Below are 23,658 nucleotides of genomic sequence, written 5' to 3' on the forward strand. Positions count from 1 at the left end.
CTTGCGACAAGCGGACCCTTGCCTTGCTGGGCCACGGCGGTGTCAAAAGGGGTCCGAGCGGCCCCAAGGGGGCGGCCGCCAAGGGCCAGTCTCGCTTCATGTTCCGTCCTGAAAACGCCCAGAGCCTTGTCGGCGTGGTCTTCACCATTGGCGTCTGCTGGGCGCTGTCGGAAGACCGCAAGCGCTTTCCGTGGCGTCTGGCCGTAGGCGCCGTCGCTCTTCAGGCTGGCCTGGTGGTCCTGATCTTCGGCCTCCCCGCGGCCCGGGCGATCATCAGCGGAATCAACGGCGTTGTGGACGGCCTGGCCGCCGCGACCGCCCAAGGGACCCAGTTCGTCTTCGGCTACATGGGCGGCGGGGTGCAGCCCTATTCGATCGAGAATCCCAACGCCCTGTTCGTCTTCGCCTTCCAGGTGCTGCCGGTGATCCTGGTGATCTCGTCGCTGTCGGCCCTGCTATGGCACTGGAAGATTCTAAAGTGGATCATCCGCGGCTTTGGCTTCGTCTTCGAAAAGACCATGGGCATGGGCGGCGCTTCGGCGACGGCGACGGCCTCCAACATCTTCCTGGGCATGGTCGAGACCCCGATCATCATTCGGGGTTATCTCGACAAGCTGTCGCGCTCTGAACTGTTCATGATGATGGTCGTCGGTCTGGCCACCGTCGCCGGCTCGACCATGGTCGCCTACGCCACGGTGCTTAAGACCGTCCTGCCGAACGCCGCGGCCCACGTCCTGGCGGCCTCGGTGGTTTCGGCTCCGGCCGGCGTGCTGCTAGCCCGCATCATGATTCCGGAAAAGCCGAACGTCGGCGGGGTGTCGGTCGATTACACCAGCCTGCTGAAATACGACTCCGCGGTCGACGCCATCTCCAAGGGCGTGTCGGACGGCTTGATGGTGGTCCTGAACATTTCGGGCGTGCTGATCGTCTATGTGGCGTTCGTGGCCATCGCCAACGCCTTCCTGGGCTGGGCCCTGCCCGACATGTTCGGCGGTCCGGTGACTATCGAGCGCGTTCTGAGCTTCGCCTTCGCGCCGCTGGCCTGGGCGCTGGGCATCCACTGGGACGAGGCGTTCAAGGCCGGATACTTGCTGGGCGTGAAGCTGATGCTCACCGAGTTCATCGCCTTCATCCAACTGGGCGCCGTTCCGGCGACGGAGATGAGCGAGCGTACTCGCACTATCCTGACCTACGCCCTTTGCGGCTTCGCCAATGTCGGCTCGGTCGGGATCACGGTGTCTGGCATGGGCGTGCTGATGCCCGAACGCCGGGGCGAGGTGATCAATCTCGTCTGGAAGGCTCTGCTGGCCGGCTTCCTGGCCACCTGCCTGACGGCGGCCATCGTCGGCGCCATGCCCAATGAGCTGTTCGCGCTCTAAGGGCCTTTGCATCCCTCGCGTCACCCGTGAAAGGGTGGCGGCGGGAGGAACAAGCGTATGAAACTGTATGATAGCCGCCGCGCGCCCAATCCGCGCCGGGTCCGCTGGTTCATGGCGGAGAAGGGCATCGAGGACATCGAGATCGTCGATGTCGATCTGTTCAAGGGCGAACACCGCACGCCAGACTATCTGACCCGCGCGGGCGCCGCGAACGTGCCGGCCCTGGAGATCGACGACGAGACGACCATCACCGAGTCGGTCGCCATCTGCCGCTATCTGGAGAGCTTGTACCCGGAGCCGAACTTCTTCGGGCGCGATCCCAAGGAGACGGCGGTCATTGAGATGTGGGCGCGGCGCGTCGAGTTGATGGTGGCCATGCCGCTGATGATGGCGGTGCGACATGGGCACCCGCGGCTCGCGGCGCTCGAAACCCAGGTGCCGGAAGTGGCCGCCGCCAACCGCGCCTGGGCCGATCGGGCGATGAAGATGCTGAACCGCCGCCTGGCCCAAAGCGAGTTCATCGCCTGCGACCGCGTGACCATGGCCGATATCCTGGCCGCCACCAGCATCGACTTCGCCCGCATGGTCCAGTTCAAACCGGCCGAGGAGATGGAGCATGTCCACCGCTGGCTGGAGGCGATGATGGTCCGCCCGGCGGCCTCCGCCGGGACCTAGCGCGAGCGGATTTTCTTCACCACGCCCGAGAAGGACAGCATCGCCCGCCCGCCCGTCGACAGCTTGCCCCGCACGAACAGCAGCGAGCCCCCATCGCGGACGATCTCGCCCGTGGCCTCGATCAGGTCGCCGACGGCGGCCGGGCCGACGAACTCGCCGTTCAGGCTGACGGTTACGGCGCGGGTGTCCTTCAGCGCGCTCCAGCCGATGGCGAACAGGCAGAAGTCGGCGAAGGTCATCATGCAACCGCCGTGCATGAAGCCGCCGCCGTTCATATGCTTCTTCTCGGCGCGGAAGGCGCAGCGCACCGTGCCGTCGTCCTCGTCGCGGAAGTAGAAGGGACCGGACTGATCCTCGAACGGGTCCGAGCCGCGCCAGGTGCGCCAGCCGGCCCACTCGCCTTCGGTGACCAATTGTGGGCCGCCCATGTTCTCGCCGCCGCCGTCCATGCCCATCTCCCGAACGATTGTTTGATCGCCACGCTCTCTCTGCCTAACCTGCCGCAAAATGGAAAGTCGGGAGACAGCGATGCAAGGGCGGACAGTCTATCTGTGCAGCGGATTTCGGACGCCCATAGGCCGGTTCGGCGGCGGGCTGTCCAAGGTGCGGGCCGACGATCTGGCCGCTCATCCGCTGAAGGCGTTGATGGCCGCGCATCACAAGGTCGACTGGGATCGCCTGGACGAGGTGATCTACGGCTGCGTCAACCAGGCGGGCGAGGACAACCGCAACGTCGCGCGTATGGCTCTGCTGCTGGCGGGCCTGCCGGTGCGGACCCCGGCTGTGACCGTCAATCGCCTCTGCGCCTCCGGCCTGGAGTCGGTTATCCAGGGTGCGCGGATGATCGCTACCGGCGACGCCGAGTTCGTGGTCGCCGGCGGGGTGGAGCACATGACCCGCTCGCCGTTCGTCATGGGCAAGGCCGAGACCGCCTTCCAGCGCAGCAACGAGATCTTCGACACCACCATCGGCTGGCGCTTCATCAACCCCGCCATGCGTAAGGCCTACGGCGTCGACGCCATGCCGGAGACGGCCGAGAACGTGGCCGAGGACTACCAGATCGCCCGCGCCGACCAGGACGCCTTCGCGTTCCGCAGCCAGCAGCGCGCCGCCGCCGCGATCAAGGCGGGCTACTTCGAGGGCGAGATCGCCCCGATCACGGTGTTCGACAAGAAGAAGGAGACGGTGCTGTCCGCTGACGAACACCCGCGCCCCGACACCACGCTGGAGGCGCTGCAGGCGCTCAAACCCATCGTGCGTGAGGGCGGCACGGTCACGGCCGGCAACGCGTCGGGCATCAATGACGGGGCGGCGGCCATGATCCTGGCCACAGAAGAGATCGCCCGCGAATTCGGCCTGGAGCCCATCGCCCGGGTCGAGGGCGGGGCTGCCGGCGGCGTCGCGCCACGCATCATGGGGGTGGGTCCGATCCCGGCGGTGGAGACCCTGACCAAGCGTCTTGGCATCACCGCCAAGGACTTCGACATCATCGAGCTGAACGAGGCCTTCGCCGCCCAGGCCCTGGCCTGCACGCGCGCCTGGGGTCTGGCCGACGACGCCGAACATGTGAATCCGCATGGCGGCGCCATCGCCCTGGGCCACCCGCTGGGCGCCAGCGGAGCCCGGCTGGCGATCACCGCCGCGCGGGCGATGAAAGCCCGCGGCGGCAAGCGCGCTCTGGCCAGCATGTGCATCGGGGTTGGCCAAGGCGGGGCGCTTGCATTAGCAAGCGTCTGACATGACCTCTCCCATCGAAGACGCCCTGCTTTCCGCCATCGCCCTCTTGCCCGAAGGCAAGTCGGCCGATCCCGTCAAGGTCGCCCAGAGCGTCGAGCCCGAGCGCTGGCGCCGGATTCTGCCGCATGTGCGCAACGTGGCCATCGGCCTCGCCCGCGAGAACAAGCTGGTGATCCTGCGTCACAACAAGCCGGCCGACCCCGGCAAGTTCAAGGGCGTCTGGCGCTACCGCGCCCTGACCGCCGCCGAAGTCGCCGCCGGCGGTCCGACCTTCGTCCAGGCCTACGGAACCGACGAGGACGGCCTCGATTAGGACGGCATGAGTTCGCTCGACGCCGTTCTCGCTGATATCGCCGCCTGCCGCGCCTGCGCTGGCGAGCTCGCGCATGAGCCTCGGCCCGTGGTTCGCGTTTCGCCTCAGACCCGCATCCTGATCTGCGGCCAGGCGCCCGGACGACTGGTGCATGAGACGGGCCTGCCGTTCAACGACCCGTCCGGAAACCGCCTGCGTGGCTGGATGGGTGTCGACCGCGAGACGTTCTACGCGAACCCCGCGATCGGGGTGGCGGCCATGGCCTTCTGCTTTCCAGGCACAAATCCCAAGGGCGGTGACTATCCGCCTCCGACCCGCTGCGCCAAGCTGTGGCGCACAAAGCTGCTCGACAGCCTGCCCAAGATGGAGCTGACCCTTCTGGTTGGTTGGCATGCTCAGGCCTGGGCGTTGGGGCCTCGTTCCATGGAGAACATGACCCAGACCGTGCGGGCCTGGGAACGATACCTGCCGCAGTTCCTGCCCATGCCGCATCCGTCCTGGCGCAACACGTCGTGGCTGAAGAAGAACCCCTGGTTCGACGCCGAGGTGGTTCCCTATCTGCAAGATCGTGTGGCTAAACTGCTCAAGGCATGAACCGGCGCGTCTTCCTCTTCAGTTCGGCGGCGATGACCGCCGCGGCCTGTGCGCCCATGGTGCAGTCGCGGGGCACGCCAGGGCTCGGCTTTTCCGGCCCACACCTGACATCCGACGCCTTCGTCAGCATCGACGGCGCGCGGTTGGGCCTGTCGCACTGGGTTTCGGATGAGGAACCCTGGGCGGTGATCGCCGGCCTGCACGGCATGAACGACTACGCCAACGCCTTCCATTTCTGGGGCGAGTGGGGGCAGGCGAGGGGAATCGCCACCTACGCCATCGACCAGCGTGGTTTCGGCAGGTCTCCCGAACGCGGCGTATGGGGCGGCGACGATCTGATGGTGGACGATGTCCGCGCCCTCTGCGCCGTCCTGCGGGCCAAGCACCCCAAGGCCATCATCGCTATCGCCGGGATCAGCATGGGCGGGGCGGTGGCCATCGACGCCATGGCGTCCGATCCCGCGCCGGACGCCGACCGCACCCTGTTGCTGTCGCCGGCGGTTTGGGGCTGGTCCGAACAGCCCCTGCCAAACCGCGCCATGCTGTGGCTGAGCGCCCATACGATCCGGTCCAAGGTCTGGACGCCGCCGGCTTGGCTGACCCGCAAGGTGCGGCCCACCGACAATATCGACGAACTCTACCGCATGGGCACGGACCGCCAGATGATCTGGGGCGCGAGGTCGGACACCCTTTATGGTCTCGTCGACATGATGGATCGGGGCCAGGAGCGTATCGGCGCGGTAAGGGGGCCGGTAGCCTACTTCTACGGCGCCAACGACGAGATCATCCCCAAGAAGCCGGCGCGCAAGGCGGCGGCCCAACTGCCGCCCGAGGCGCGCAGCGCGTACTATGCCAAGGGCTTCCACCTGCTGCTGGTCGATCACCAGCGCGAGGCGGTCTTCGCCGACATGGTCGCGTTCCTGAAGGACCCCGGCGCTCCGTTCCCATCGGGCGCCCCGCCCATCGTCGCAGCGCCAGAGTCAGGGCTTGTGACTCGCGCCCCGGAGGCGTAGAGGGCGCGCACATAATTTCCGCAACGGGACGGACTTCCAGGCATGACTCTTTTCGATTCCCCGGCCTTCGAGGGCCATGAAGGCGTTCACACCTTCTTCGACGAAAAGACTGGCCTTAAAACCATCATCTCCGTTCACTCCACGGCCCTTGGCCCAGCAGCCGGCGGTTGCCGCATGTGGGCCTATCCGGACGCCGAAGCGGCCCTGACCGACGCCCTGAAGCTGTCGCGCGCCATGTCCTACAAGAACGCCATGGCCGACATCGGCTTGGGCGGCGGCAAGGCCGTGATCATCGGCGACAGCCGCACCCAAAAGACCCCTGAGCTGTTCGAGGCGTTCGGCCGTGCGGTGGACGCCGTCGGCGGCCGCTACTGGACCGCAGAGGACGTCGGCGTCTCGCCGGAAGATCTGCAGAACGCCCGCAAGCAGACCCGCTATGTCGCCGGCCTGGAAGGCCATGCGGCCGCCTCGGGCGATCCCAGCCCGGTGACCGCCGAGGGTGTGTTCCGGGGCGTGAAGCTGTGCGTCGAGCGCGCGTACAATCGAGACCTGAACGGCGTCACCGTCGCGATCCAGGGCGTGGGCCATGTCGGCGCCTATCTGGCCGAAAAGCTGCACGCCGCGGGCGCCAAGCTGGTGATCGCCGACGTTAATCAGACCGCCCTGGATGAAATCGCAGCCAAGACAGGCGCCAAGATCGTCTCGACCGACGCCATCTTCGACGTGGACGCCGAGGTGTTCGCCCCCTGCGCCCTGGGCGGCGCGGTCAACGCCGACACCCTCCCGCGCCTCAAAGGCAAGGTCGTCGCCGGCGGCGCCAACAACCAGCTGGCCACGCCGGAAATCGGCCGCATCCTGTTCGACAAGGGCATGCTGTATGCCCCCGACTACGTCATCAACGGCGGCGGCATCATCAATGTGGCCGGCGAAATCCGCGCCCTGGAAGCCGGAGGCGCGTTCGACCCGGCCTGGGTCGAGGGCAAGCTATCGACCCTGATGTTGACCCTAGGCGAAGTGCTCGATCGTTCGGTCGCCGAAAAGCGTCCGACCCACGAAGTGGCCAACGAAATGGCCAAGGCCCGCATCGCGGCGGGCCGTTCTTAAGCCTCGGCCCTAACCCGCTCCATGTCGTAGGCGGTCGGGTCGACCGCCTTCACACGGCGCCGATAGTCGAAGGTGAAGCCGGGCCAGATGGTCGTATTGCGACCGTCCGCGGTCAGGTACCAGCTCTTGCAGCCGCCGGAATTCCAGACGGTCTTGCCGACCCGTTCCTGGACGAAGGCGTTGAACTGGTTCTGCGCCTCGCGCTTGGGGTCCATCCAGGCCGCCCCGGCGGCCTCCATCCGGCGCAGGCCGTCCATGACGTGCCGGATCTGGCTCTCGATCATGTAGACGATCGAGTTGTGGCCCAGGCCCGTGTTGGGGCCCATCAGCATGAAGAAGTTGGGATAGCCGCTGACCGTCACGCCCAGATAGGCCTGAGCCCCGGCCGCCCATTCGGCGTTCAGGTGCCTGCCGCCGCGTCCATGCACCTGGGTCGGCGACAGGGCGTCGGTGGCCGCGAAGCCCGTCCCATAGATGATGACGTCGGCCTTGTGCTCGATCCCGTCGGTGGTCCGCACGCCGCTGGGCGTGATCTCGGCGATGCCGTCGGTGACCAGCGCCACGTTCTCCCGGTTCAGGGCCGGATAGTAGTCGTTTGAGATCAGGATGCGCTTGCAGCCCATGCGATAGTTGGGCGTCACCTTTTCGCGCAGGGCCGGGTCGGTGATAACCGCGTCGATGTACTGGCGCGCCAGCGCCTCGGACTTGGCCATGGCTTCAGGCTTGAAGACGAAGGCCGCCGCGCGGCTTTCCATGCGGGTGTAGATGAAGCCGCGCAGCAACTTCTGGAACACCGGGGCGGCCTTGAACAAGGCCTTTTCCCAGCCGTGCATCGGTCGGTCCAGCTTGGGCACGATCCAGGGCGGAGTGCGCTGGAACAGGGTTAGCGACTTCACCTTCGGCGCGATCTGCGGGACAAACTGAATGGCGCTGGCGCCCGTGCCGATCACCGCGACCGTCTTGCCGGTCAGGTCCTCGTCATGATCCCACCAGGCCGAGTGAAAGGCCTTTCCCTTGAAGCTGTCCATGCCTTTTATGCTCGGCAGCACAGGGCGCGAAAGCCCGCCGGTCCCCGACACCACCACGCGGGCGGTCAGGGTCTGGCCATCGTCGCTGGTCACTTTCCAGAACCCCCCGGCCTCGTCGAAGGTCAGGTCGGTGACCGTCTTGCCGAACCGCAGATAGGGTCGCAGGTCGTACTTGTCGGCCACCCGCTCCAGATAGGCGCGGATCTCCGGCTGGGTCGGGTACATCCGCGACCATTCCGGGTTCGGCTCGAAGGAGAAGGAATAGAGGTGGCTGGGCACGTCGCAGGCGCACCCCGGATAGGTGTTGTCGCGCCAGGTGCCGCCGACGCTGGCGGCCTTCTCCAGGATGACGAAGTCCCGCCGCCCGTCCTTGAGCAGGGCGATGGCCATGCCTAGCCCGGAGAAACCCGAGCCCAGGATGGCGACGTCCACGTCCGGCTTGGCGGGCGCCTGGCCCGCCGGCTTGAAGGGCGCGTTCATAGTCCACCTAATGAGGCCGCCGTCTGACGCGGCGTGTCCGTCATCCTGAAGGTGAACGGTGATAAGTCAATGCGCTGCTTAGTGCCCCGGCTTCGGCTCGAAGGATCGCGGCGGGTTGATCTTCAATGCGATCTTGCTGGCCTTTTGGCCGTGTTGCGGCTTGGCGACGCTATGGGGAATGACAACGGTCCGCAGAGGGTGATCCTGCTGTTGGAACCCGTGTGGCATGGCCTGGCGCTCCCTGGTTTTGTCCATCCTATCACGCGGCTCCCAGGACAGGTCCGGCGAGTTGGACGTCGACCTTCACGTCCAGGTGAGAATCGCCCGGATCGCCGAAAATCGAGCCTGAAACCGGCGCCGCCTGGGACGGCGTGCGCGCCGAGGCGACGGCGATCAGGTCCGGCGACTCCGCCAGCCCGTTGGTCGGGTCGAACTCCATCCAGCCCAGGCCGGGCAGGAAAACCTCGACCCAGGCGTGGGTCGCGCTCGCGCCCCGCACCTTGCTGGCCTTGGCGCTGTAGAGATAGCCAGTGACGAAGCGCGCCGCGTAGCCGAGACGGCGCAGCCCCTCCACCATCAGCCACGCGAAGTCGCGGCACGTCCCCGACCCCAGACGCAAGGTTTCCGCGGGGCTCTGTGTGCCTTCATCGTGGCGAGCTCCGTAGGCGAACTCCTGATGAATGGCGCTGTTGAGCCTGAGCAGGAAATCAAGAGCGGGTTCATCGGCGCGTCCCATCTGGCTGCGCAGCCACGTCAAAAGGCCCAGCGCCTCGTCGTCCGTAGCAGGCGCCATGAAAGGCTCTAACGCCGTGCGATCCTCGCGGTCATAGACGATGGGCGTGGCGGTGTGCGGATCGCCAATCTCGAAGGGCGACAGGGGAGCGGGAAAGCGCTCGATCAGCAGGTTGCTGACGATGACCAGTTCGGTCGAGGGGGTGTCGGGGGTGTACCAGCACACGCAATTTCCCAGCGCGTCATAGACCCAGCGAACCGCGCCTAGCGGAGACAACTCTAGCGTCGCCTCCACGATGCGGGCGGCATGACTGTCGCGCGGACGCAGCATCAGGCGCTGCGGACCAAACCGCACCGGACGCTCGTAGGTGTAACGGGTCTCGTGGCGAATACGCAGCCGCGTCATGACCGCGTGGAAACGCCACACCCCATCGCGCGTTCCATTCTATCGACAGAACAAAAAGCGAACATTATGGTGGACTCATGGCCGTTCTTGATCTGAAGTCCAAGCTCGCAATCTTGTCCGATGCGGCCAAGTACGACGCGTCCTGCGCTTCTTCAGGCGGCCAGAAACGCAATTCCCTGGGCGGCAAGGGCGTCGGCTCGACCGAGGGCATGGGCATCTGCCACGCCTATGCGCCGGACGGGCGGTGCATAAGCCTACTGAAAATCCTTCTGACCAACTTCTGCATCTACGACTGCGCCTACTGCATCAACCGTTCGTCCTCGAACGTGAAGCGGGCGCGGTTCACGGTGGAGGAGGTTGTCGACCTCACCCTGGGCTTCTACAAGCGCAACTATATCGAGGGGCTTTTCCTCTCATCCGGCATCATCCGCAGCGGCGACTACACCATGGAGGAGATGGTGCGGGTGGCCCGGACGCTGCGCGAGGTCCACGATTTCCGCGGCTACATCCACCTCAAGCTGATCCCGGAGGCCTCGGCGGCCCTAGTGCTGGAGGCGGGGCTCTATGCCGATCGCGTCTCGATCAACATCGAGCTACCCAAGGACGAGAGCCTGACCGCCCTCGCGCCGGAAAAGGATGTCGGGGTCATCAAGAAGGCCATGGGCGGCGTGCGCCTGGCCATCGAGGAGCGCGCGCCGCGGAAGAAGGACCGCGTCCAGCCCAAGAAGTATGTCACCGGCCAGTCGACCCAGCTGATCGTTGGCGCCGATGCCGCCACCGACGGCGACATCCTGGCGCGGAGCGAGAACCTCTACGGTTCCTACAGCCTCAAGCGGGTCTACTACTCGGCATTCAGTCCGATCCCCGACAGCTCCAGCCGCCTGCCGCCGCAAAAGCCGCCGCTGATGCGCGAGCACCGTCTGTATCAGGCCGACTGGCTGATGCGGTTCTATGGCTTTGAGCGGGGCGAGATTGTCGGCGTGGGCCAGAACCTGGATCTGGCCGTCGATCCCAAGCTGGCCTGGGCCTTGGCCAATCGCGACCGTTTCCCCGTGGATGTGAACAAGGCCGATCGGGAGATGCTGCTGCGGATCCCGGGCCTGGGCGTCAAATCTGTGGATGGGCTTGTCGCCTTGCGTCGCCAGAAGCGGGTTCGGCTAGAAGATCTGAAAAAGCTGTGCGGCTCGGAGAAGAAGTTGCGCCCCTTCGTCATCGCCGATGACTGGACCCCCGGCCCATTGAGCGACGCCGACGACCTGACCGCGCACCTGCCGCGCGAAACGCCGCCGCAGCAGTTGAGTCTCTTTTAATGCACGTCGCACGACTGGCGGGTGAGATCGACTTCGATAGCTGGCGCCGAGAGGCGCGCACCCTGCGGGCCCAGGGCGTACCCCCCGAACAGGTCAGCTGGACCGTCGGCGGGGAGGGGGACCTGTTCGCGGACGAGCCAGCCGTCGCGGTAGTCGAACCGGTCTTCACCGTCTCGCGCGAGTTCGTGGAATTGGCGCAGCAGGTGATCCTGCATCGTTCGCCTGACCGGTTGCCGCTGCTCTACCGGTTGCTGTGGCGGCTGCGGGACGAGCCGAACCTGCTGGAGCTGATCACCGATCCCGAAGTGCTACAGGCGCGCCACTTCGCCCAATCGGTCAGCCGCGCAAAGCACAAGATGAAGGCCTTCGTCCGTTTTCGCCTGCTGGAGGATGTCGAGCCCGAAAGCTACGCGGCCTGGTTCGAGCCGCCGCATCGTGTGACCGAGGCGATGGCGCCGTTCTTCGCTCGGCGCTTCGCCGGGATGAATTGGTCGATTCTAACGCCCGACGCCTGCGCCCACTGGGACGGCGTGAGGTTGAGCTTCACGCCCGGAGCGGACGCCTCCCAGGCTCCGTCGGAAGATGCGTTGGAAGGCGCGTGGTCCACCTACTTCGCTTCGATCTTCAATCCGGCCCGGCTGAACACTTCGGCCATGCAGCAGCACATGCCAAAGCGCTACTGGCGCAACCTTCCCGAGGCGCGGCTCATTCCCGACCTGATCGCCACCGCCCAGGAGAGGACCGCGGCCATGGTCCAGAGCGCCCCGACCACGCCCTCCAGACGCACCATGAAGGCGGCTCTGCGCATGGCTCGCGACAGGCCGGCCGAGGGTGGGGCGCCCACCACGCTGGAGGAAGTCGCCGCTGGCGTCGATGTCTGCCGCCGCTGCGACTTGTGGCGCGACGCCACGCAAGGCGTGGCCGGCGAGGGGCCGGGACGGGCCAAGCTGATGTTCGTGGGCGAGCAGCCGGGGGACCAGGAGGATTTGGCCGGCCATCCCTTCGTCGGCCCCGCAGGCAAGGTGCTCGATCGCGCCCTGGCAGAGGCCGGCGTCCCGCGTGCGGAGACCTACGTCACCAACGCCGTGAAGCACTTCAAGCACGAGCCGCGCGGCAAGCGGCGGCTGCATAAGACTCCCGACCGCGGCGAGGTTCAGGCCTGCCGCTGGTGGCTGGACGCCGAGCGCCGCATCGTCCGCCCACGCGTGATCGTCGCCTTGGGCGCCACGGCGGCTCTATCGGTGTTTGGAAAGCCCACGGCCATCGCCGCCAATCGCGGCCAAGCGCTGCAGCTACCGGATCAGGCCCAGGCGGTGGTCACCTACCACCCGTCGTTCCTGCTGCGCGTGCCGGATGAGGCGGCGAAGGCGAAAGCCTATGCCGAGTTCGTGCAGGATCTGAGGTTCGCCTGGAGCCTGGCGGCCTAGCGGTTGAAGCCGACCTCTGCGAAGTCGAGCATGCGCTCGAGCAGGGCGTTGGTGTCGTCCTCGCCCATCCGGCCTTCGGCCAAGGCGTTCATGCGGTCGAACTCGGCGAAACGGTTGTTGTGCAGCATGCCCAGCACAAAGTGCAGCCGCCAGTAGACCTCCACATCCGGCAGATCCGGCCGCGCGCCGGTCAGGGCGTCCGAGAAGCGGCGCAGGTGCGTCACGTCGGTGCGCAGGATGGTGCGGATTTCCTCCGTACCCTCACTGCGCGCGCGGATCAAAAACTGCAGGGAGATGCGGCGGTCGTTCTCCGGCGCCATCCAGCGCAGGGGCGGAATGAATAGGGCGGCCAGGATTTCCCGCACCGGCGGCTTGCCGCCGTGACGGTCATTGGCTTCGTGCAATAGGCGTGCGCGTTCGCGGTTCAGCTCCGTCGTCCGGCGACGGAAGATCTCGAACAGCAGGGCGTCCTTGGAGCCGAAGTGATAGTTCACCGACGCCAGATTCACGCCGGCCTCGGCGGTGATGTCGCGCACCGATACGTTCTGAAAGCCGTGCAGGGCAAACAGCCGCTCGGCGGCCACGAACACCAAATTCTTGGTGACGGCTTCGATCTGCGCCTCGTCGGCGCTTTCAACTTCGAGACTCACGGACAGAGACCCCTATTACCCAGGGTCAGTCTTACGGGCGTATGAAACTGGCGCAAGCGTCCAATAAAACAAGTGGTTGCTGAACGCCGGTAAGTTAGCCCCGCACCAATTCCCGCATGGCCTTGTCCAGCCCCTCGATGGTCAGCGGATACATCCGGTCATTCATCAGCTGCTTCATCACGCCGATGGATTGGGTGTAGTCCCAGTGCCGCTCTGGCGTGGGGTTCAGCCACACGGCACTCTCATAGATGTTGGTCACGCGGTCGATCCACATGGCGCCCGGCTCTTCGTTCCAGTGCTCCACCGAACCGCCGGGATAGGTGATTTCGTAGGGGCTCATGGTCGCGTCGCCCACGAAGATGACCTTGTAGTCGCCGGGGTACTTGTGGAGCACGTCCCAGGTCGACGTCTTCTCGGTCTGGCGACGACGATTGTCCTTCCACACGCTCTCGTAGAGGCAGTTGTGGAAGTAGAAGAACTCCAGGTTCTTGAACTCGGTCTTGGCCGCGCTGAACAGCTCCTCGCAGAGCTTAATGTGGCCGTCCATCGAGCCGCCGATGTCGAAGAACAGCAGCACCTTGATGCTGTTGCGGCGCTCGGGCCGCAGCTGGATGTCCAGATAGCCCTTCTCGGCCGTGCCACGAATGGTGCCGTCCAGGTCCAGCTCGTCCGGCGCGCCCTGACGGGCGAACTTGCGCAGACGGCGCAGGGCGACCTTGATGTTGCGAGTGCCCAGCTCGACGCTGTCGTCGAGGTTCTTGTACTCGCGCTTGTCCCAGACCTTCACCGCCCGGCCGTGGCGGCCCTTGTCCTGGCCGATGCGCACGCCTTCGGGATTGTAGCCATTGGCGCCGAAGGGGCTGGTGCCGCCGGTGCCGATCCACTTGTTGCCGCCCTCGTGGCGCTCCTTCTGCTCCCGCAGACGCTCCTGAAGGGTCTCCATCAGCTTCTCGAAACCACCCAGGGCCTCGATCTCGGCCTTCTCCTCCTCGGTGAGGAATTTCTCCGTCAGGGCCTTCAGCCACTCGGCGGGAATCTCGGCGTTCAGGCCCTCGCCAGTGTTCTCCATGCCCTTGAAGACGTGGCCGAACACCCTGTCGAACTTGTCGAGGTTCTTCTCGTCCTTCACCAAGGCGGCGCGGGACAGATAGTAGAAATCCTCGACCGAGCGATCGATGACGCCCTTGTCCAGCGCCTCCATCAGCAGCAGGTATTCCTTCAGCGTCACCGGCACCTTGGCTTGGCGAAGCTCGGAGAAGAAATTCAGGAACATCGGCGCGCCCAACGGTCGTTTGAAAGCGCAGGATAGGCGCACGCCGCGCCGCCGTCATCCCCGGCTGAGGATGAACTCCAGATCCTGGGTCTGCCCGACCGGAAAGATGTACTCGCCGACCTTTGAAAAGCCCCGCCGCTCATAGAATCGCTGGGCGCCGAAGTTCTGGGACCAAACCCCGATCCATAGCCGACGACCGGGCTGTTCGAGCCAAGCGAACACCTCATCCATCAGGCGCGACCCAACCCCGCCGCCTTGGTGGGCTTTCAGGATATAGATGCGTTTGAGCTCGCCACAGTCGGCCGTGACCTCCGCGTGCGGCAGGTCGCTCGGGCCGGCCAGGGCGTAGCCGACGGTTTTGCCGTCGGCTTCCACCACCCACATGGCCTTGTTCGGATCGGCCAGGTCGGCGGTGATGCGCGCCGGCCCGTAGGCGTAGGCCAGATAGTCGGCCAGGTCCTGCGCCGGATAGAGGTGGCCGAAAGTCTCTACAAAAGTGTCGCGGCCGATGGCGCAAAGCGCATCGGCGTCGGCAAGGGTGGCGCGGCGGATGGTCGGGCTCATGTCCCGGCTGATACCCGCCGCGCGGACCTCAAGTCTAGAAGCCTTCCAGAACCACCTTGCCGATGGTGCGCGCGCTTTCGACCTGGGCGTGAGCCTTGATCAGGTCGGCGGCGTTGATGCCACCCACCACCTCTGCCAGCGTGGTGCGGATACGGCCCTCATCGACCAGGTCGGCCACCGCGTTCAGCAGCCTGTGCTGCTCGATCATGTCGGGCGTGCCCATGGGGCGGGCGAACATGAACTCCCAATGCAGCGAGGCCGACTTATGGTGCAAGGGTCGGGGATCGATGGCGCGATCCGCCTCGATCACCCCGATCTTGCCCTGCATGCCGATGGCTGCCGCCACCGCCTCGAAATGGTCCGCCGTATGGGTGAGGGACGCGATGTAGGGCGGGTTTTCCAGGCCCAGGCGCTTCAGCTCGTCCGCCAGGGGTTTGGTATGATCGAACACCTGATGAGCGCCCAGGTCGCGGACCCACTCCTCGGTTTCGGGGCGCGAGGCGCTGGCGGCGATGGTGAACTTCGTCAGCTGCCGGGCGATCTGGATCAGGGCCGATCCGACGCCGCCGGCCCCACCGATGATGACCAGGGCCTGCCCCTCGCCGTCGCCCGGCCTCACGCCAAAGCGGTCGAACAGCAGCTCCCAGGCGGTGATGAAGGTCAGCGGCATGGCCGCCGCCTCGGCGAAGGACAACGTCTCCGGCTTGCGGCCCACGATGCGTTCATCGACCAGATGCAGCTCGGCGTTGGTGCCTGACCGGCCGATGGCGCCAGCGTAGAACACCTCGTCGCCAGCCTTGAACAGGGTGACCTTGTCGCCGACCGCCTCGACCACCCCGGCGGCGTCGTAACCGAGGATGCGCGGCTCGCCTTCGGGCGGCTGGGCGCTGCGGCGCACCTTGGTGTCGACGGGGTTCACCGACACGGCCTTCACCCGCACCAGTATGTCGTGACCCGTCGCGACAGGAGCCGGCAGCTCCAGATCGACCAGGGCGTTGGGTGCATCAATGGCGGCGGGGGTTTGGAAGCCGACGGCTTTCATTTCGTATCTCCTGAGGGCGGCCTCGCGCCGTCGACGGACAGATCGCGCCGCGCTACGCTAAGCGCAAGTACGGTACGTTTGTGTATGTAGTACCCATCTGGATACTATTGGCGCTTGAGCGGACCTATGAACGATCCCAAGGAATGCGGCGTCGAGGCCACCCTCGACCTGATCGGCGGCAAGTGGAAGGGCGTGATCCTGTACCACCTGCTGGGTGGGCGTATGCGGTTCAACGCCCTCAGCCGGCGACTGGGCGCCATCACCCAGCGCATGCTGACCAAGCAGCTTCGCGAACTGGAGCAGGCGGGCCTGATCATCCGCACCGTCTATGCCGAGGTGCCTCCGCGGGTGGAGTATTCCCTGTCGGCGAGGGGGCGCAGCCTTGAGCCAGTGATCATCGCCCTAAAGGCCTGGGGCGACGAGAACGTCCTTGCCGGGCAAAGCCTCAAGCAGGCTGTCTGAGGCCATGACCGTCGCCCTCTTCACTCATTCGGACATGCTCGATCATCAGCCGGGCGCGGGCCATGCGGAACGGCCCGAACGGCTGCGCGCCGTGATCGACGCCCTGCAGGACGACGCCAATCTGGACCTGGAGCTTAACGAGGCGCCGCTAGTCGAGCCGGCGGACCTGAAACGAATCCATCCGCGCCAGTACGTGGACGAAATCTTCGCCGCCGCGCCCAGCACGGGCCAGCGGGCGCTCGACCCGGACACCATCCTGTCGCCCGGCAGCCTGAACGCCGCGCGGCGCGCCGCCGGTGCGGTGGTGGCGGCGGTGCGCGAGGTCGCCGCCGGCAAGATCGACCGCGCTTTCTGCGCTGTGCGTCCGCCGGGCCATCATGCAGAGCCGGACACGGCCATGGGGTTCTGCGTCTTCTCCAATGTCGCGGTCGCCGCGCGCGCGGCCCAGGCGGCGGGCCTGGCGCGTGTGGCGGTCGTCGATTTCGACGTCCATCACGGCAACGGCGCCCAGGCGGCGTTCGAGCACGACCCGAGCCTCTTCCTGGCTTCCATCCACCAGTCACCCCTTTATCCTGGCACAGGCGATCCGTCGGAGCGCGGTCTGGGCAACATCGCCAATGCGACCGTGCCGCCCCACGCCCCGCGTGAGCTTTGGCGTCAACGGTTCGAGGGGCTGATGGACCAGCTCGACGCCTTCGCGCCTGACCTGATCATCGTCTCGGCCGGTTTCGACGCCCATGCGCGCGATCCGCTGGCCAGCCAGTCCCTGGAGGAGGCGGATTTCGCCTGGGCGACGCGGGCCATCGCCTCGGTTGCTGCGAGCCGTTCGCGGGGGCGTATTGTCTCATCGCTCGAGGGCGGTTACGACCTAGAGGCTCTGGGCCGCTCGGCCCTTGCCCATGTGAGGGCGCTTCAGGAGGGGTGAGGAGGGCTCAGGCGCATTCGTGCGCAGGACTTTCCATCAATTATGGCTGACGCTTTCACCGCCGAATCCGGGCCTGTCCCCGCCCGTGCGGGGAGCATCACTCTCGTCCGTCACGGCGAGCCGGCTATTTCACGCAAGGTGCGCTTTAACGCTGAAAGCTACGGCCGTTGGTGGCTGGATCGCTATGAACCCGGCAGCCTGCGCGCCGGCCAGACGCCTCCGCCGGCTTTGATCGACGCCGCCGCCAAGGCCGGGACCCTGATCGCGTCCACCCGCATCCGCTCGATCGAGAGCGCGACTCTGCTGGCGGGCGGCCGCGCCTTTGCTCAGGACCCGCTGTTCATCGAGGCCCCCTTGCCCGCGCCGCCCTGGCCGTCGTGGATCAGGCTGTCGCCCAAGGCTTGGGGCTTCTGGTCGCGGTTCTGGTGGTGGTTTCTGGACTATCACGGGGGCCAGGAAAGCCGAGGGCAGGCTGAACTTCGCGCCGATCAGGCCGCCGCTGTGCTGGAAGGTTTCGCCGACAGCGGCCAGGACGTGATGCTGGTGGCCCACGGCTTCTTCAACGTCATGATCGGCCGCGCCCTGAAGAAACGGCAGTGGCGCAAGGTCAGCGATGGCGGCTTCCGCTATTGGAAGGCCAAGCGCTACGAGCGCTAGAGCGTTGCCCCGCCGGTTCGCCCTGACTAGGGTGGCCGCTTCGATTTTGAGTTTCAGAGCCCACATGACCGACGCTGCAGACCTGTCGGGCCTTTCCTTTGAGCAGGCCCTCGCCGAGCTGGAGAAGATCGTCTCCGAGCTGGAGTCCGGACAGGCCCCGCTGGAGCGCTCCATCGACATCTACGAGCGCGGCGCCGCATTGAAAGCCCACTGCGAGAAGAAGCTGGAGGCCGCACGCCTGCGTGTGGAAAAGGTGGTTCTGGGCGCTGGCGGAGCCACGGGCGTCGAGCCGGCAGAGTTCGCCTGATGCGGCGGCTTCCGCCGAAAGCCCCGTTCAAGGGGGGAGGCCTTTGAGCGCCGCCCAACCCGCCAAGGGCCTAGAACAGCGCCTGGTCGAGGCCGCCGATCTCGTAACCGTAGCGCTGGACGCCCTGCTGCCGCGCGCCGACGGGCCCGAAGCCCGGCTTACCGAAGCCATGCGCTATGCTGCTCTCGGTCCCGGAAAACGCCTGCGGCCGTTCTTCGCGCTCGAAACAGCCAGGATGTTCGACTTGGAGGAGCGGCCGGTGCTTCGCGCGGCCTGCGCCCTGGAATGCATTCACGCCTACAGCCTCGTGCATGACGATCTGCCGTGCATGGACGACGACGACATGCGCCGGGGCCGGCCCACGGTCCACAAGGCCTATGACGAGGCGACCGCCGTGCTGGCGGGTGACTCTCTGCAGACAGCCGCCTTCGAGATTCTGGCGCATCCCGACACCCACGACGACGCCAATATCCGCACCCAGCTGATCACGCGCCTGGCCATCGCCTCGGGCGCCAAGGGCATGTGCGGCGGGCAGATGATCGATCTGCTCGGCGTTCGTGACGACCTGGGCGCGGTGGCCCGCATGCAGCGCCTGAAGACCGGCGCCCTGATCGCCTATTCCTTCGAGATTCCGCTGATTCTGGCGCGGGCCAAGGATGCGGAGCGCTCGGCCCTGATGGCCTTTGCGCAGGACCTCGGCCTGGCCTACCAGATCGTCGACGATCTGCTGGACGTCGAGGGCGACCAGGACCTGCTGGGCAAGGCCGCCGGGGGCAAGGACGCCGCCAAGGGCAAGGCCAATTACGTCACCCTGTTGGGCGTCGACGCCGCCAAGGAGCGGGTGGAGCTATTGGCCGCACAGACCAAGGCGCACCTCGATCCTTTCGGCTCGATGGCCGAAACCTTGCGCGAAAGCGTTGATTTCGTACTGGATCGTCGCCGCTGACGCTGCGTCATGGCTCGCTTCGTGCTTCCGGCGCGCTTCCGGACGGATTAGATAGTCGAAATGTCATCCACGCCGCTCCTCGATCGCGTCTCCTCGCCCGCCGACACCCGGGGGTTCAATCAAGCTGAGCTGAAGCAGCTCGCTGAAGAGGTTCGCAACCAGACCATCGACGCCGTTTCAGTAACCGGTGGCCACCTTGGCGCGGGCCTTGGAGTAGTCGAACTCACCGTGGCCCTGCACCATGTGTTCGAGACCCCCAAGGACATCCTGATCTGGGATGTGGGCCACCAAGCCTATCCGCATAAGATTCTCACGGGGCGCCGCGACCGCATCAAGACTCTGCGCCAGGGAGGCGGCCTTTCGGGCTTCACCAAGCGGGCCGAGAGCGAATACGACCCGTTCGGCGCGGCCCACGCGGCCACCTCCATTTCCGCTGCGCTCGGCTTCTGCGCCGCGCGCGACGCCAAGGGCGAGAATAACAATGTCATCGCCGTGATCGGCGACGGCTCGATGAGCGCTGGCATGGCTTACGAGGCCATGAACGCCGCCTGCGACACCACCAAGCGCCTGATCGTCGTTCTGAACGACAACGACATGTCGATCGCACCGCCAGTCGGGGGCATGAGCTCCTATCTGGCCAAGCTGGTCAGCGGCGGGGCCTATCGCCGGGTGCGTCAGATCGGTAAGAGCATGGCCGAACACCTGCCGCGCCCGCTGCAGTCCGTGGCCCGCAAGGCCGAGGAATACGCCCGGGGCATGGTCACCGGCGGCACCTTCTTCGAAGAGCTGGGCTTCTACTATATCGGCCCGATCGACGGGCATGATCTGGACGCCTTGATCCCCGTCCTGAAGAACGCCAAGGCCTTCGAGGACAAGCCCGTCCTGGTCCACGTGGTCACCCAGAAGGGCAAGGGCTACGCTCCGGCCGAGAACGCCGCCGACAAGTACCACGGCGTCGTCAAATTCGACGTCGTCACCGGCCAACAGGCCAAAGCCCCAGCCGTCGCGCCCAGCTACACCAAAGTGTTCGCCGAGGCGCTGGTGAAGGAAGCGGAGAAGGACGACAAGATCGTCGCCATAACCGCCGCCATGCCGTCTGGCACCGGCCTGGACCTGTTCGGCAAGCACTTCCCACATCGGACATTCGATGTCGGCATCGCCGAGCAGCACGCGGTGACCTTCGCCGCCGGGCTGGCTGCTGACGGCATGAAGCCGTTCGCGGCGATATATTCGACCTTCCTGCAGCGCGGCTATGACCAGGTGGTCCACGACGTGGCCATCCAGCGCCTGCCGGTGCGCTTCGCCATGGACCGCGCCGGTCTGGTGGGCGCTGACGGGCCGACTCACGCGGGCTCGTTCGACGTGGGCTTCATGGGCGCCTTGCCCGGCATGGTGCTGATGGCCGCCGCCGACGAAGTCGAGCTGGCCCGCATGGTCGCCACCGCGGCCGCCATCGACGATCGACCCAGCGCCTTCCGATATCCGCGCGGCGAAGGCCTCGGCCTGGCCATGCCCGACGTGCTGGAGCCCTTGGAGATCGGCAAGGGCCGCATCGTCCGCGAAGGTACGGCGGTGGCCATCCTGTCTTTCGGCACACGCCTGGAGGAATCGCTGAAGGCCGCCGACCTGCTGGCCGCACGCGGCCTGTCGGCTACCGTGGCCGACGCTCGCTTCGCCAAACCCCTCGACATCGACCTGATCCTTCGTCTTGCGCGCGAGCATGAGGCCCTGATCACGGTGGAGGAGGGCGCCATGGGCGGCTTCGGAAGCTTCGTGCTGCAGGCCCTGGCCGAGCACGGCGCTTTTGATCGCGGGCTTAAGGTGCGCACCCTCGTCCTGCCCGACATCTTCCAGGATCAGGACAAGCCGGAGGCGATGTACGCCGAGGCCGGTCTCGACGCCGCCGGCATCGTCGCCGGCGCTCTGGCGGCCCTGGGCGTTAGCAACAGCGCGACGGCCGGCCGCCGGGCTTAGGCCCGACCGCAGCTGCGGAAGAACTGGCTCACCTCAGCGCGGTCATTTTTGCCGGCCTTGAGGTTATAGCGCCGGCCCTGGTTCTGGACGACTAGGTCGCCAGTTCGGTCAAAGACAGCCAGTGCGCCGCCGTCCGCGCGGCTGGACGCTTCGATCAACTGCGCGCCGCTCATCATGTCCGGCGCCGCACGCCCGACGACGCGCTCCTGGGTTTTGCGCGAGATCAGCGTGAATTCGGGCTTGGCTTCGTTGGAGATCAGCGACAGGCCGACGTTCCGCGACCCTGGCTTGCAGGTCATCATAAGGATGACCGCGTCGCTGTTGGGCAGGCCATAGGCAAGCTTGGCGCCTTCACTCTGGTTTTCCAGATAGACCCAGCTGTAGCCGCCCATGACCTCGCCGCGCTCATGCGCGCAGGCGCCCAGGCCAAGGGCTGTCAGGACCGACAATGCGACGAGCGTCCGCTTCATGGCGCGCCTCCCTATGCAGGAAACAACGCACCATGAACCGACCGGTTCTGGCTTGGATCAGAACGGCGAGAATTTCTCGACCAACGCCTGACCGGCGGGCGTGCGCTGGACGCGGCTGATATCGCCCCGACCACCATAGCTGATGCGCGCCTCGGCGATCTGGCTGTGGTTGATGGTGTTGGTGCTGGAGATGTCCTCTGGCCGCACGATGCCCGCGACCGTGAGTTGGCGCAGCTCGGCGTTGGTGCGAACTTCCTGGGTGCCCTGGATCACCATATTGCCGTTAGGCAGCAAGGCGGTGACCACTGCGGCGATCGTCAGGTTGATCTGTTCGGCCCGATTCACGGCGCCCTGGCCCTGGTTGCTGGTGGTGGACTGGGTGTTGATGGCGTTGGCTGGATCGTAACCGCCCGGCAGAATGCGCCCGAGGCTGGACTCGAGACCAAGGAAGTTCGGCACGCCGACGCTGGCGGTCGAGCCGCGCGAGGCTGTGGTCTGGTTCTGGGTACGGGCCGAATCCGCGATCTGGATCTGTACGGTCAGGATGTCGCCGATGCGGCTGGCGCGCTGGTCGTTGAAGAACGTCCGGGCGCCCGCCCGCCACAGTGAATTGGAAGACGCGGCGTTCGGCGCATAGCGCGGCGGGGCCATGGCCATGACGTCCTGCTGCTGCGGCACCAGGGCGGCGGGATAGCCGACCGGACTCATGCTGGGACCCTTCACCGTGTCGATGACGGTGGAGCAGGCGGCCAGGGGCGCGATTAGGGCGAGGGCGGCGAACGGCGACAGACGCATGGAGCGGGCCTCTTTAGCGGGAAGCGTAACGGTTGGCGGGCGAAGCGTTCCGACGGGCGGATGGGCCGATCATGGCCTGACCGGGACCCATGGCCACGGCTTCGATGACCTTCTTGGAGGCCGGGTTCTGCAGCTTCACCCACTGGCCTTCGGTAGCGGCGCCGAGCGCCTTGGTCTGGACCGTCAGGGTGATCTGACCGTCGGACCAGGCCAGGTCGACGACATCTCCGGACCGGATGACCTGCTCGGCGGCGGGCTGGCGCGTGGCGACCCGTGAGACGGTGGCCTGGGCGCCATCCTGGGGTGTTTCAACCACACCGCGAACGATCACTCGACGCAGACGTTGTTCGTTGGCCCATTGAAGGCCGGCCCGGCTGGCCAGCATCTGGACCTGCGACGCCTCGAGCACCACGCTGGGGGCGATACGTTTGGCGATGACGACATCGGCGGCCGACCCGGCGCCGTCAAACAGGTCGCCCAGAGTGACCTGGCCGTCGATATCCGACACGTCGGGGCGAAGCGTGACCGGCGCGGCGGCGGCGGAGCCGGCGATCATGGCGGCGGCGAAGGCGGCGGTGATGAGCTTGCTCATGATCCTACGACTTCAGCTGCGAGGTGGCCTGGAGCATTTCGTCGGCCGCGCTGATGACCTTGGAGTTCATCTCATAGGCGCGCTGGGCGACGATCAGGGCGGTGATCTCGCTGACCGAGTCCACGTTCGAGGCTTCGGTGTAGCCCTGTAGCAGCGAGCCGACGCCGACGGTGTTGGGCTGGCCGACGACCGCCTGGCCCGAGGCCGCCGTCTCCATGAAGAGGTTGTCGCCGATGGCGTCGAGGCCGGCGTCGTTGACGAAGGTGGCCAGCTCAAGCTGGCCCACCACTTCCGGGGCTCCGGTGTTGTCGCCTCGGATCACCTGAACCTGGCCGGACTTGGAGACCTGGATGTCGCTAGCGTCCTCGGGGATGTTGATGCCCGGCTGCACCTCGTAGCCGTCCTCAGTCACTAGACGGCCCTGGTCGTCGGTGGAGAAGTTGCCGGCTCGGGTGTAGGCGGTTTCGCCGGACGGCAGCAGGACCTGGAAGTAGCCCCGGCCCTGGATCGCCATGTCGAGCGGCTTTTGGGTCTGGCTCATCGAGCCCTGCTGGGTGATGCGATAGACCGAGCCGGCCTTCACACCCGCGCCGATCTGGATGCCGGTGGGGACGATGTTGCCCTGGTCGGACGACTGCGTGCCGGCCCGTTCGATGGTCTGGTAGAGCAGGTCCTGAAACTCGGCTCGCTGACGCTTGAAGCCGATCGTGTTCATGTTGGCGATGTTGTTCGAGATGACCTCGACGTTCAGCTGCTGGGCGGCCATGCCCGTCGCGGCGGTGCGGAGCGCTTGCATCTTCGAG

The 23,658-nt window shown here is 66.2% G+C and carries 26 protein-coding genes; 15 read left to right on the plus strand and 11 right to left on the minus strand.

What is annotated here, in order from left to right; translation table 11 throughout:
* Positions 1-98: 98 nt before the first annotated feature.
* Both O5K31_RS04890 and O5K31_RS04895 read left to right on the plus strand, forming a co-directional pair.
* Positions 99-1,379, plus strand: a complete 1,281-nt coding sequence (locus tag O5K31_RS04890; RefSeq protein ID WP_269716201.1) for a NupC/NupG family nucleoside CNT transporter — start codon at positions 99-101, stop codon at positions 1,377-1,379.
* Positions 1,380-1,436: 57 nt separating this feature from the next.
* Positions 1,437-2,054 carry a glutathione S-transferase family protein gene (locus tag O5K31_RS04895; protein ID WP_269716202.1) on the plus strand — a complete coding sequence of 206 codons (618 nt, stop codon included), beginning with the start codon at positions 1,437-1,439 and terminating at the stop codon, positions 2,052-2,054.
* Here the strand turns inward: O5K31_RS04895 and O5K31_RS04900 are convergent.
* The gene (locus O5K31_RS04900) at positions 2,051-2,503 is read right to left on the minus strand and encodes a PaaI family thioesterase (protein WP_269716203.1); all 453 of its coding nucleotides are present in this window, start codon (positions 2,501-2,503) and stop codon (positions 2,051-2,053) included. The genes O5K31_RS04895 and O5K31_RS04900 overlap by 4 nt on opposite strands.
* A gap of 79 nt (positions 2,504-2,582) precedes the next feature.
* Here O5K31_RS04900 and pcaF point away from each other — a divergent pair, with 79 nt between their 5' ends.
* Genes pcaF through O5K31_RS04925 form a run of 5 tightly spaced genes read left to right on the plus strand, consistent with a single transcriptional unit; the run spans position 2,583 to position 6,815 of the window.
* The gene (gene pcaF / locus O5K31_RS04905; RefSeq protein ID WP_269716204.1) at positions 2,583-3,791 is read left to right on the plus strand and encodes a 3-oxoadipyl-CoA thiolase; all 1,209 of its coding nucleotides are present in this window, start codon (positions 2,583-2,585) and stop codon (positions 3,789-3,791) included.
* A gap of 1 nt (position 3,792) precedes the next feature.
* On the plus strand, positions 3,793-4,104 hold the full coding sequence (locus O5K31_RS04910) for a DUF3253 domain-containing protein (RefSeq protein ID WP_269716205.1): 312 nt from the start codon (positions 3,793-3,795) through the stop codon (positions 4,102-4,104).
* 6 nt (positions 4,105-4,110) lie between these two features.
* Positions 4,111-4,698 carry a uracil-DNA glycosylase family protein gene (locus O5K31_RS04915; RefSeq protein WP_269716206.1) on the plus strand — a complete coding sequence of 196 codons (588 nt, stop codon included), beginning with the start codon at positions 4,111-4,113 and terminating at the stop codon, positions 4,696-4,698.
* Positions 4,695-5,711 carry an alpha/beta fold hydrolase gene (locus tag O5K31_RS04920; RefSeq protein WP_269716207.1) on the plus strand — a complete coding sequence of 339 codons (1,017 nt, stop codon included), beginning with the start codon at positions 4,695-4,697 and terminating at the stop codon, positions 5,709-5,711. Before O5K31_RS04915 ends, O5K31_RS04920 begins: the two co-directional genes overlap by 4 nt.
* A 42-nt stretch (positions 5,712-5,753) precedes the next feature.
* Positions 5,754-6,815, plus strand: coding sequence for a Leu/Phe/Val dehydrogenase (locus tag O5K31_RS04925; RefSeq protein WP_269716208.1), 1,062 nt, complete (start codon positions 5,754-5,756; stop codon positions 6,813-6,815).
* On the opposite strand, the gene O5K31_RS04930 is transcribed toward O5K31_RS04925, so the two are convergent.
* Positions 6,812-8,323 (minus strand): flavin-containing monooxygenase, encoded by a 1,512-nt coding sequence (locus O5K31_RS04930; RefSeq protein WP_269716209.1) that lies wholly within the window; start codon positions 8,321-8,323, stop codon positions 6,812-6,814. The two genes, O5K31_RS04925 and O5K31_RS04930, sit on opposite strands and share 4 nt — an antisense overlap.
* 259 nt (positions 8,324-8,582) lie before the next feature.
* Complete coding sequence (locus O5K31_RS04935) at positions 8,583-9,461, minus strand: transglutaminase family protein (RefSeq protein ID WP_269716210.1); 879 nt, start codon at positions 9,459-9,461, stop codon at positions 8,583-8,585.
* A 77-nt stretch (positions 9,462-9,538) separates the two neighbouring features.
* On the opposite strand from O5K31_RS04935, the gene O5K31_RS04940 reads away from it, so the two are divergent.
* Together O5K31_RS04940 and O5K31_RS04945 are read left to right on the plus strand one after the other, a co-directional pair.
* Entirely contained in the window at positions 9,539-10,771 is a 1,233-nt protein-coding gene (locus O5K31_RS04940; protein WP_269716211.1) for a putative DNA modification/repair radical SAM protein, read from the plus strand.
* Positions 10,771-12,198, plus strand: coding sequence for a UdgX family uracil-DNA binding protein (locus O5K31_RS04945; RefSeq protein ID WP_269716212.1), 1,428 nt, complete (start codon positions 10,771-10,773; stop codon positions 12,196-12,198). The genes O5K31_RS04940 and O5K31_RS04945 overlap by 1 nt, the downstream gene beginning before the upstream one ends.
* On the opposite strand, the gene O5K31_RS04950 is transcribed toward O5K31_RS04945, so the two are convergent.
* The 4 genes from O5K31_RS04950 to O5K31_RS04965 form a co-directional block, all read right to left on the minus strand.
* Positions 12,195-12,854, minus strand: coding sequence for a TetR/AcrR family transcriptional regulator (locus tag O5K31_RS04950; protein WP_269717003.1), 660 nt, complete (start codon positions 12,852-12,854; stop codon positions 12,195-12,197). The two genes, O5K31_RS04945 and O5K31_RS04950, sit on opposite strands and share 4 nt — an antisense overlap.
* An 88-nt stretch (positions 12,855-12,942) precedes the next feature.
* On the minus strand, positions 12,943-14,121 hold the full coding sequence (locus tag O5K31_RS04955; RefSeq protein ID WP_269716213.1) for a vWA domain-containing protein: 1,179 nt from the start codon (positions 14,119-14,121) through the stop codon (positions 12,943-12,945).
* A 54-nt stretch (positions 14,122-14,175) separates the two neighbouring features.
* Positions 14,176-14,685, minus strand: coding sequence for a GNAT family N-acetyltransferase (locus tag O5K31_RS04960; RefSeq protein WP_269716214.1), 510 nt, complete (start codon positions 14,683-14,685; stop codon positions 14,176-14,178).
* A 34-nt stretch (positions 14,686-14,719) separates the two neighbouring features.
* Positions 14,720-15,727: a zinc-binding alcohol dehydrogenase family protein gene (locus O5K31_RS04965; protein WP_269716215.1), complete on the minus strand. Its 1,008-nt coding sequence runs from the start codon at positions 15,725-15,727 to the stop codon at positions 14,720-14,722.
* Between the two features lie 126 nt (positions 15,728-15,853).
* On the opposite strand from O5K31_RS04965, the gene O5K31_RS04970 reads away from it, so the two are divergent.
* From O5K31_RS04970 to dxs, 6 genes are all read left to right on the plus strand, one after another.
* Positions 15,854-16,189: a winged helix-turn-helix transcriptional regulator gene (locus O5K31_RS04970; RefSeq protein ID WP_269716216.1), complete on the plus strand. Its 336-nt coding sequence runs from the start codon at positions 15,854-15,856 to the stop codon at positions 16,187-16,189.
* A gap of 4 nt (positions 16,190-16,193) precedes the next feature.
* Positions 16,194-17,114, plus strand: coding sequence for a histone deacetylase family protein (locus O5K31_RS04975; RefSeq protein ID WP_269716217.1), 921 nt, complete (start codon positions 16,194-16,196; stop codon positions 17,112-17,114).
* Between the two features lie 42 nt (positions 17,115-17,156).
* Complete coding sequence (locus O5K31_RS04980) at positions 17,157-17,771, plus strand: histidine phosphatase family protein (RefSeq protein WP_269716218.1); 615 nt, start codon at positions 17,157-17,159, stop codon at positions 17,769-17,771.
* Between the two features lie 64 nt (positions 17,772-17,835).
* Complete coding sequence (locus tag O5K31_RS04985) at positions 17,836-18,078, plus strand: exodeoxyribonuclease VII small subunit (RefSeq protein ID WP_269716219.1); 243 nt, start codon at positions 17,836-17,838, stop codon at positions 18,076-18,078.
* A 43-nt stretch (positions 18,079-18,121) separates the two neighbouring features.
* The gene (locus O5K31_RS04990) at positions 18,122-19,024 is read left to right on the plus strand and encodes a polyprenyl synthetase family protein (RefSeq protein WP_269716220.1); all 903 of its coding nucleotides are present in this window, start codon (positions 18,122-18,124) and stop codon (positions 19,022-19,024) included.
* Between the two features lie 60 nt (positions 19,025-19,084).
* Positions 19,085-20,998 carry a 1-deoxy-D-xylulose-5-phosphate synthase gene (dxs, locus tag O5K31_RS04995; protein WP_269716221.1) on the plus strand — a complete coding sequence of 638 codons (1,914 nt, stop codon included), beginning with the start codon at positions 19,085-19,087 and terminating at the stop codon, positions 20,996-20,998.
* Here dxs and O5K31_RS05000 read toward each other — a convergent pair.
* From O5K31_RS05000 to flgG, 4 genes are read right to left on the minus strand one after another with little or no spacing between them, the layout of a single operon-like run.
* Positions 20,995-21,468, minus strand: coding sequence for a hypothetical protein (locus O5K31_RS05000; RefSeq protein ID WP_269716222.1), 474 nt, complete (start codon positions 21,466-21,468; stop codon positions 20,995-20,997). The genes dxs and O5K31_RS05000 overlap by 4 nt on opposite strands.
* Before the next feature lie 57 nt (positions 21,469-21,525).
* A complete protein-coding gene (flgH, locus tag O5K31_RS05005) occupies positions 21,526-22,263 on the minus strand; it encodes a flagellar basal body L-ring protein FlgH (RefSeq protein ID WP_269716223.1) in 738 nt (245 codons plus the stop codon).
* Between the two features lie 13 nt (positions 22,264-22,276).
* Entirely contained in the window at positions 22,277-22,855 is a 579-nt protein-coding gene (locus O5K31_RS05010) for a flagella basal body P-ring formation protein FlgA (RefSeq protein ID WP_269716224.1), read from the minus strand.
* A gap of 4 nt (positions 22,856-22,859) precedes the next feature.
* Positions 22,860-23,651, minus strand: coding sequence for a flagellar basal-body rod protein FlgG (gene flgG / locus O5K31_RS05015; RefSeq protein WP_269716225.1), 792 nt, complete (start codon positions 23,649-23,651; stop codon positions 22,860-22,862).
* Positions 23,652-23,658 lie beyond the last annotated feature (7 nt).

This window comes from Caulobacter sp. NIBR2454 (genome assembly GCF_027474405.1).
GTDB lineage: Bacteria > Pseudomonadota > Alphaproteobacteria > Caulobacterales > Caulobacteraceae > Caulobacter.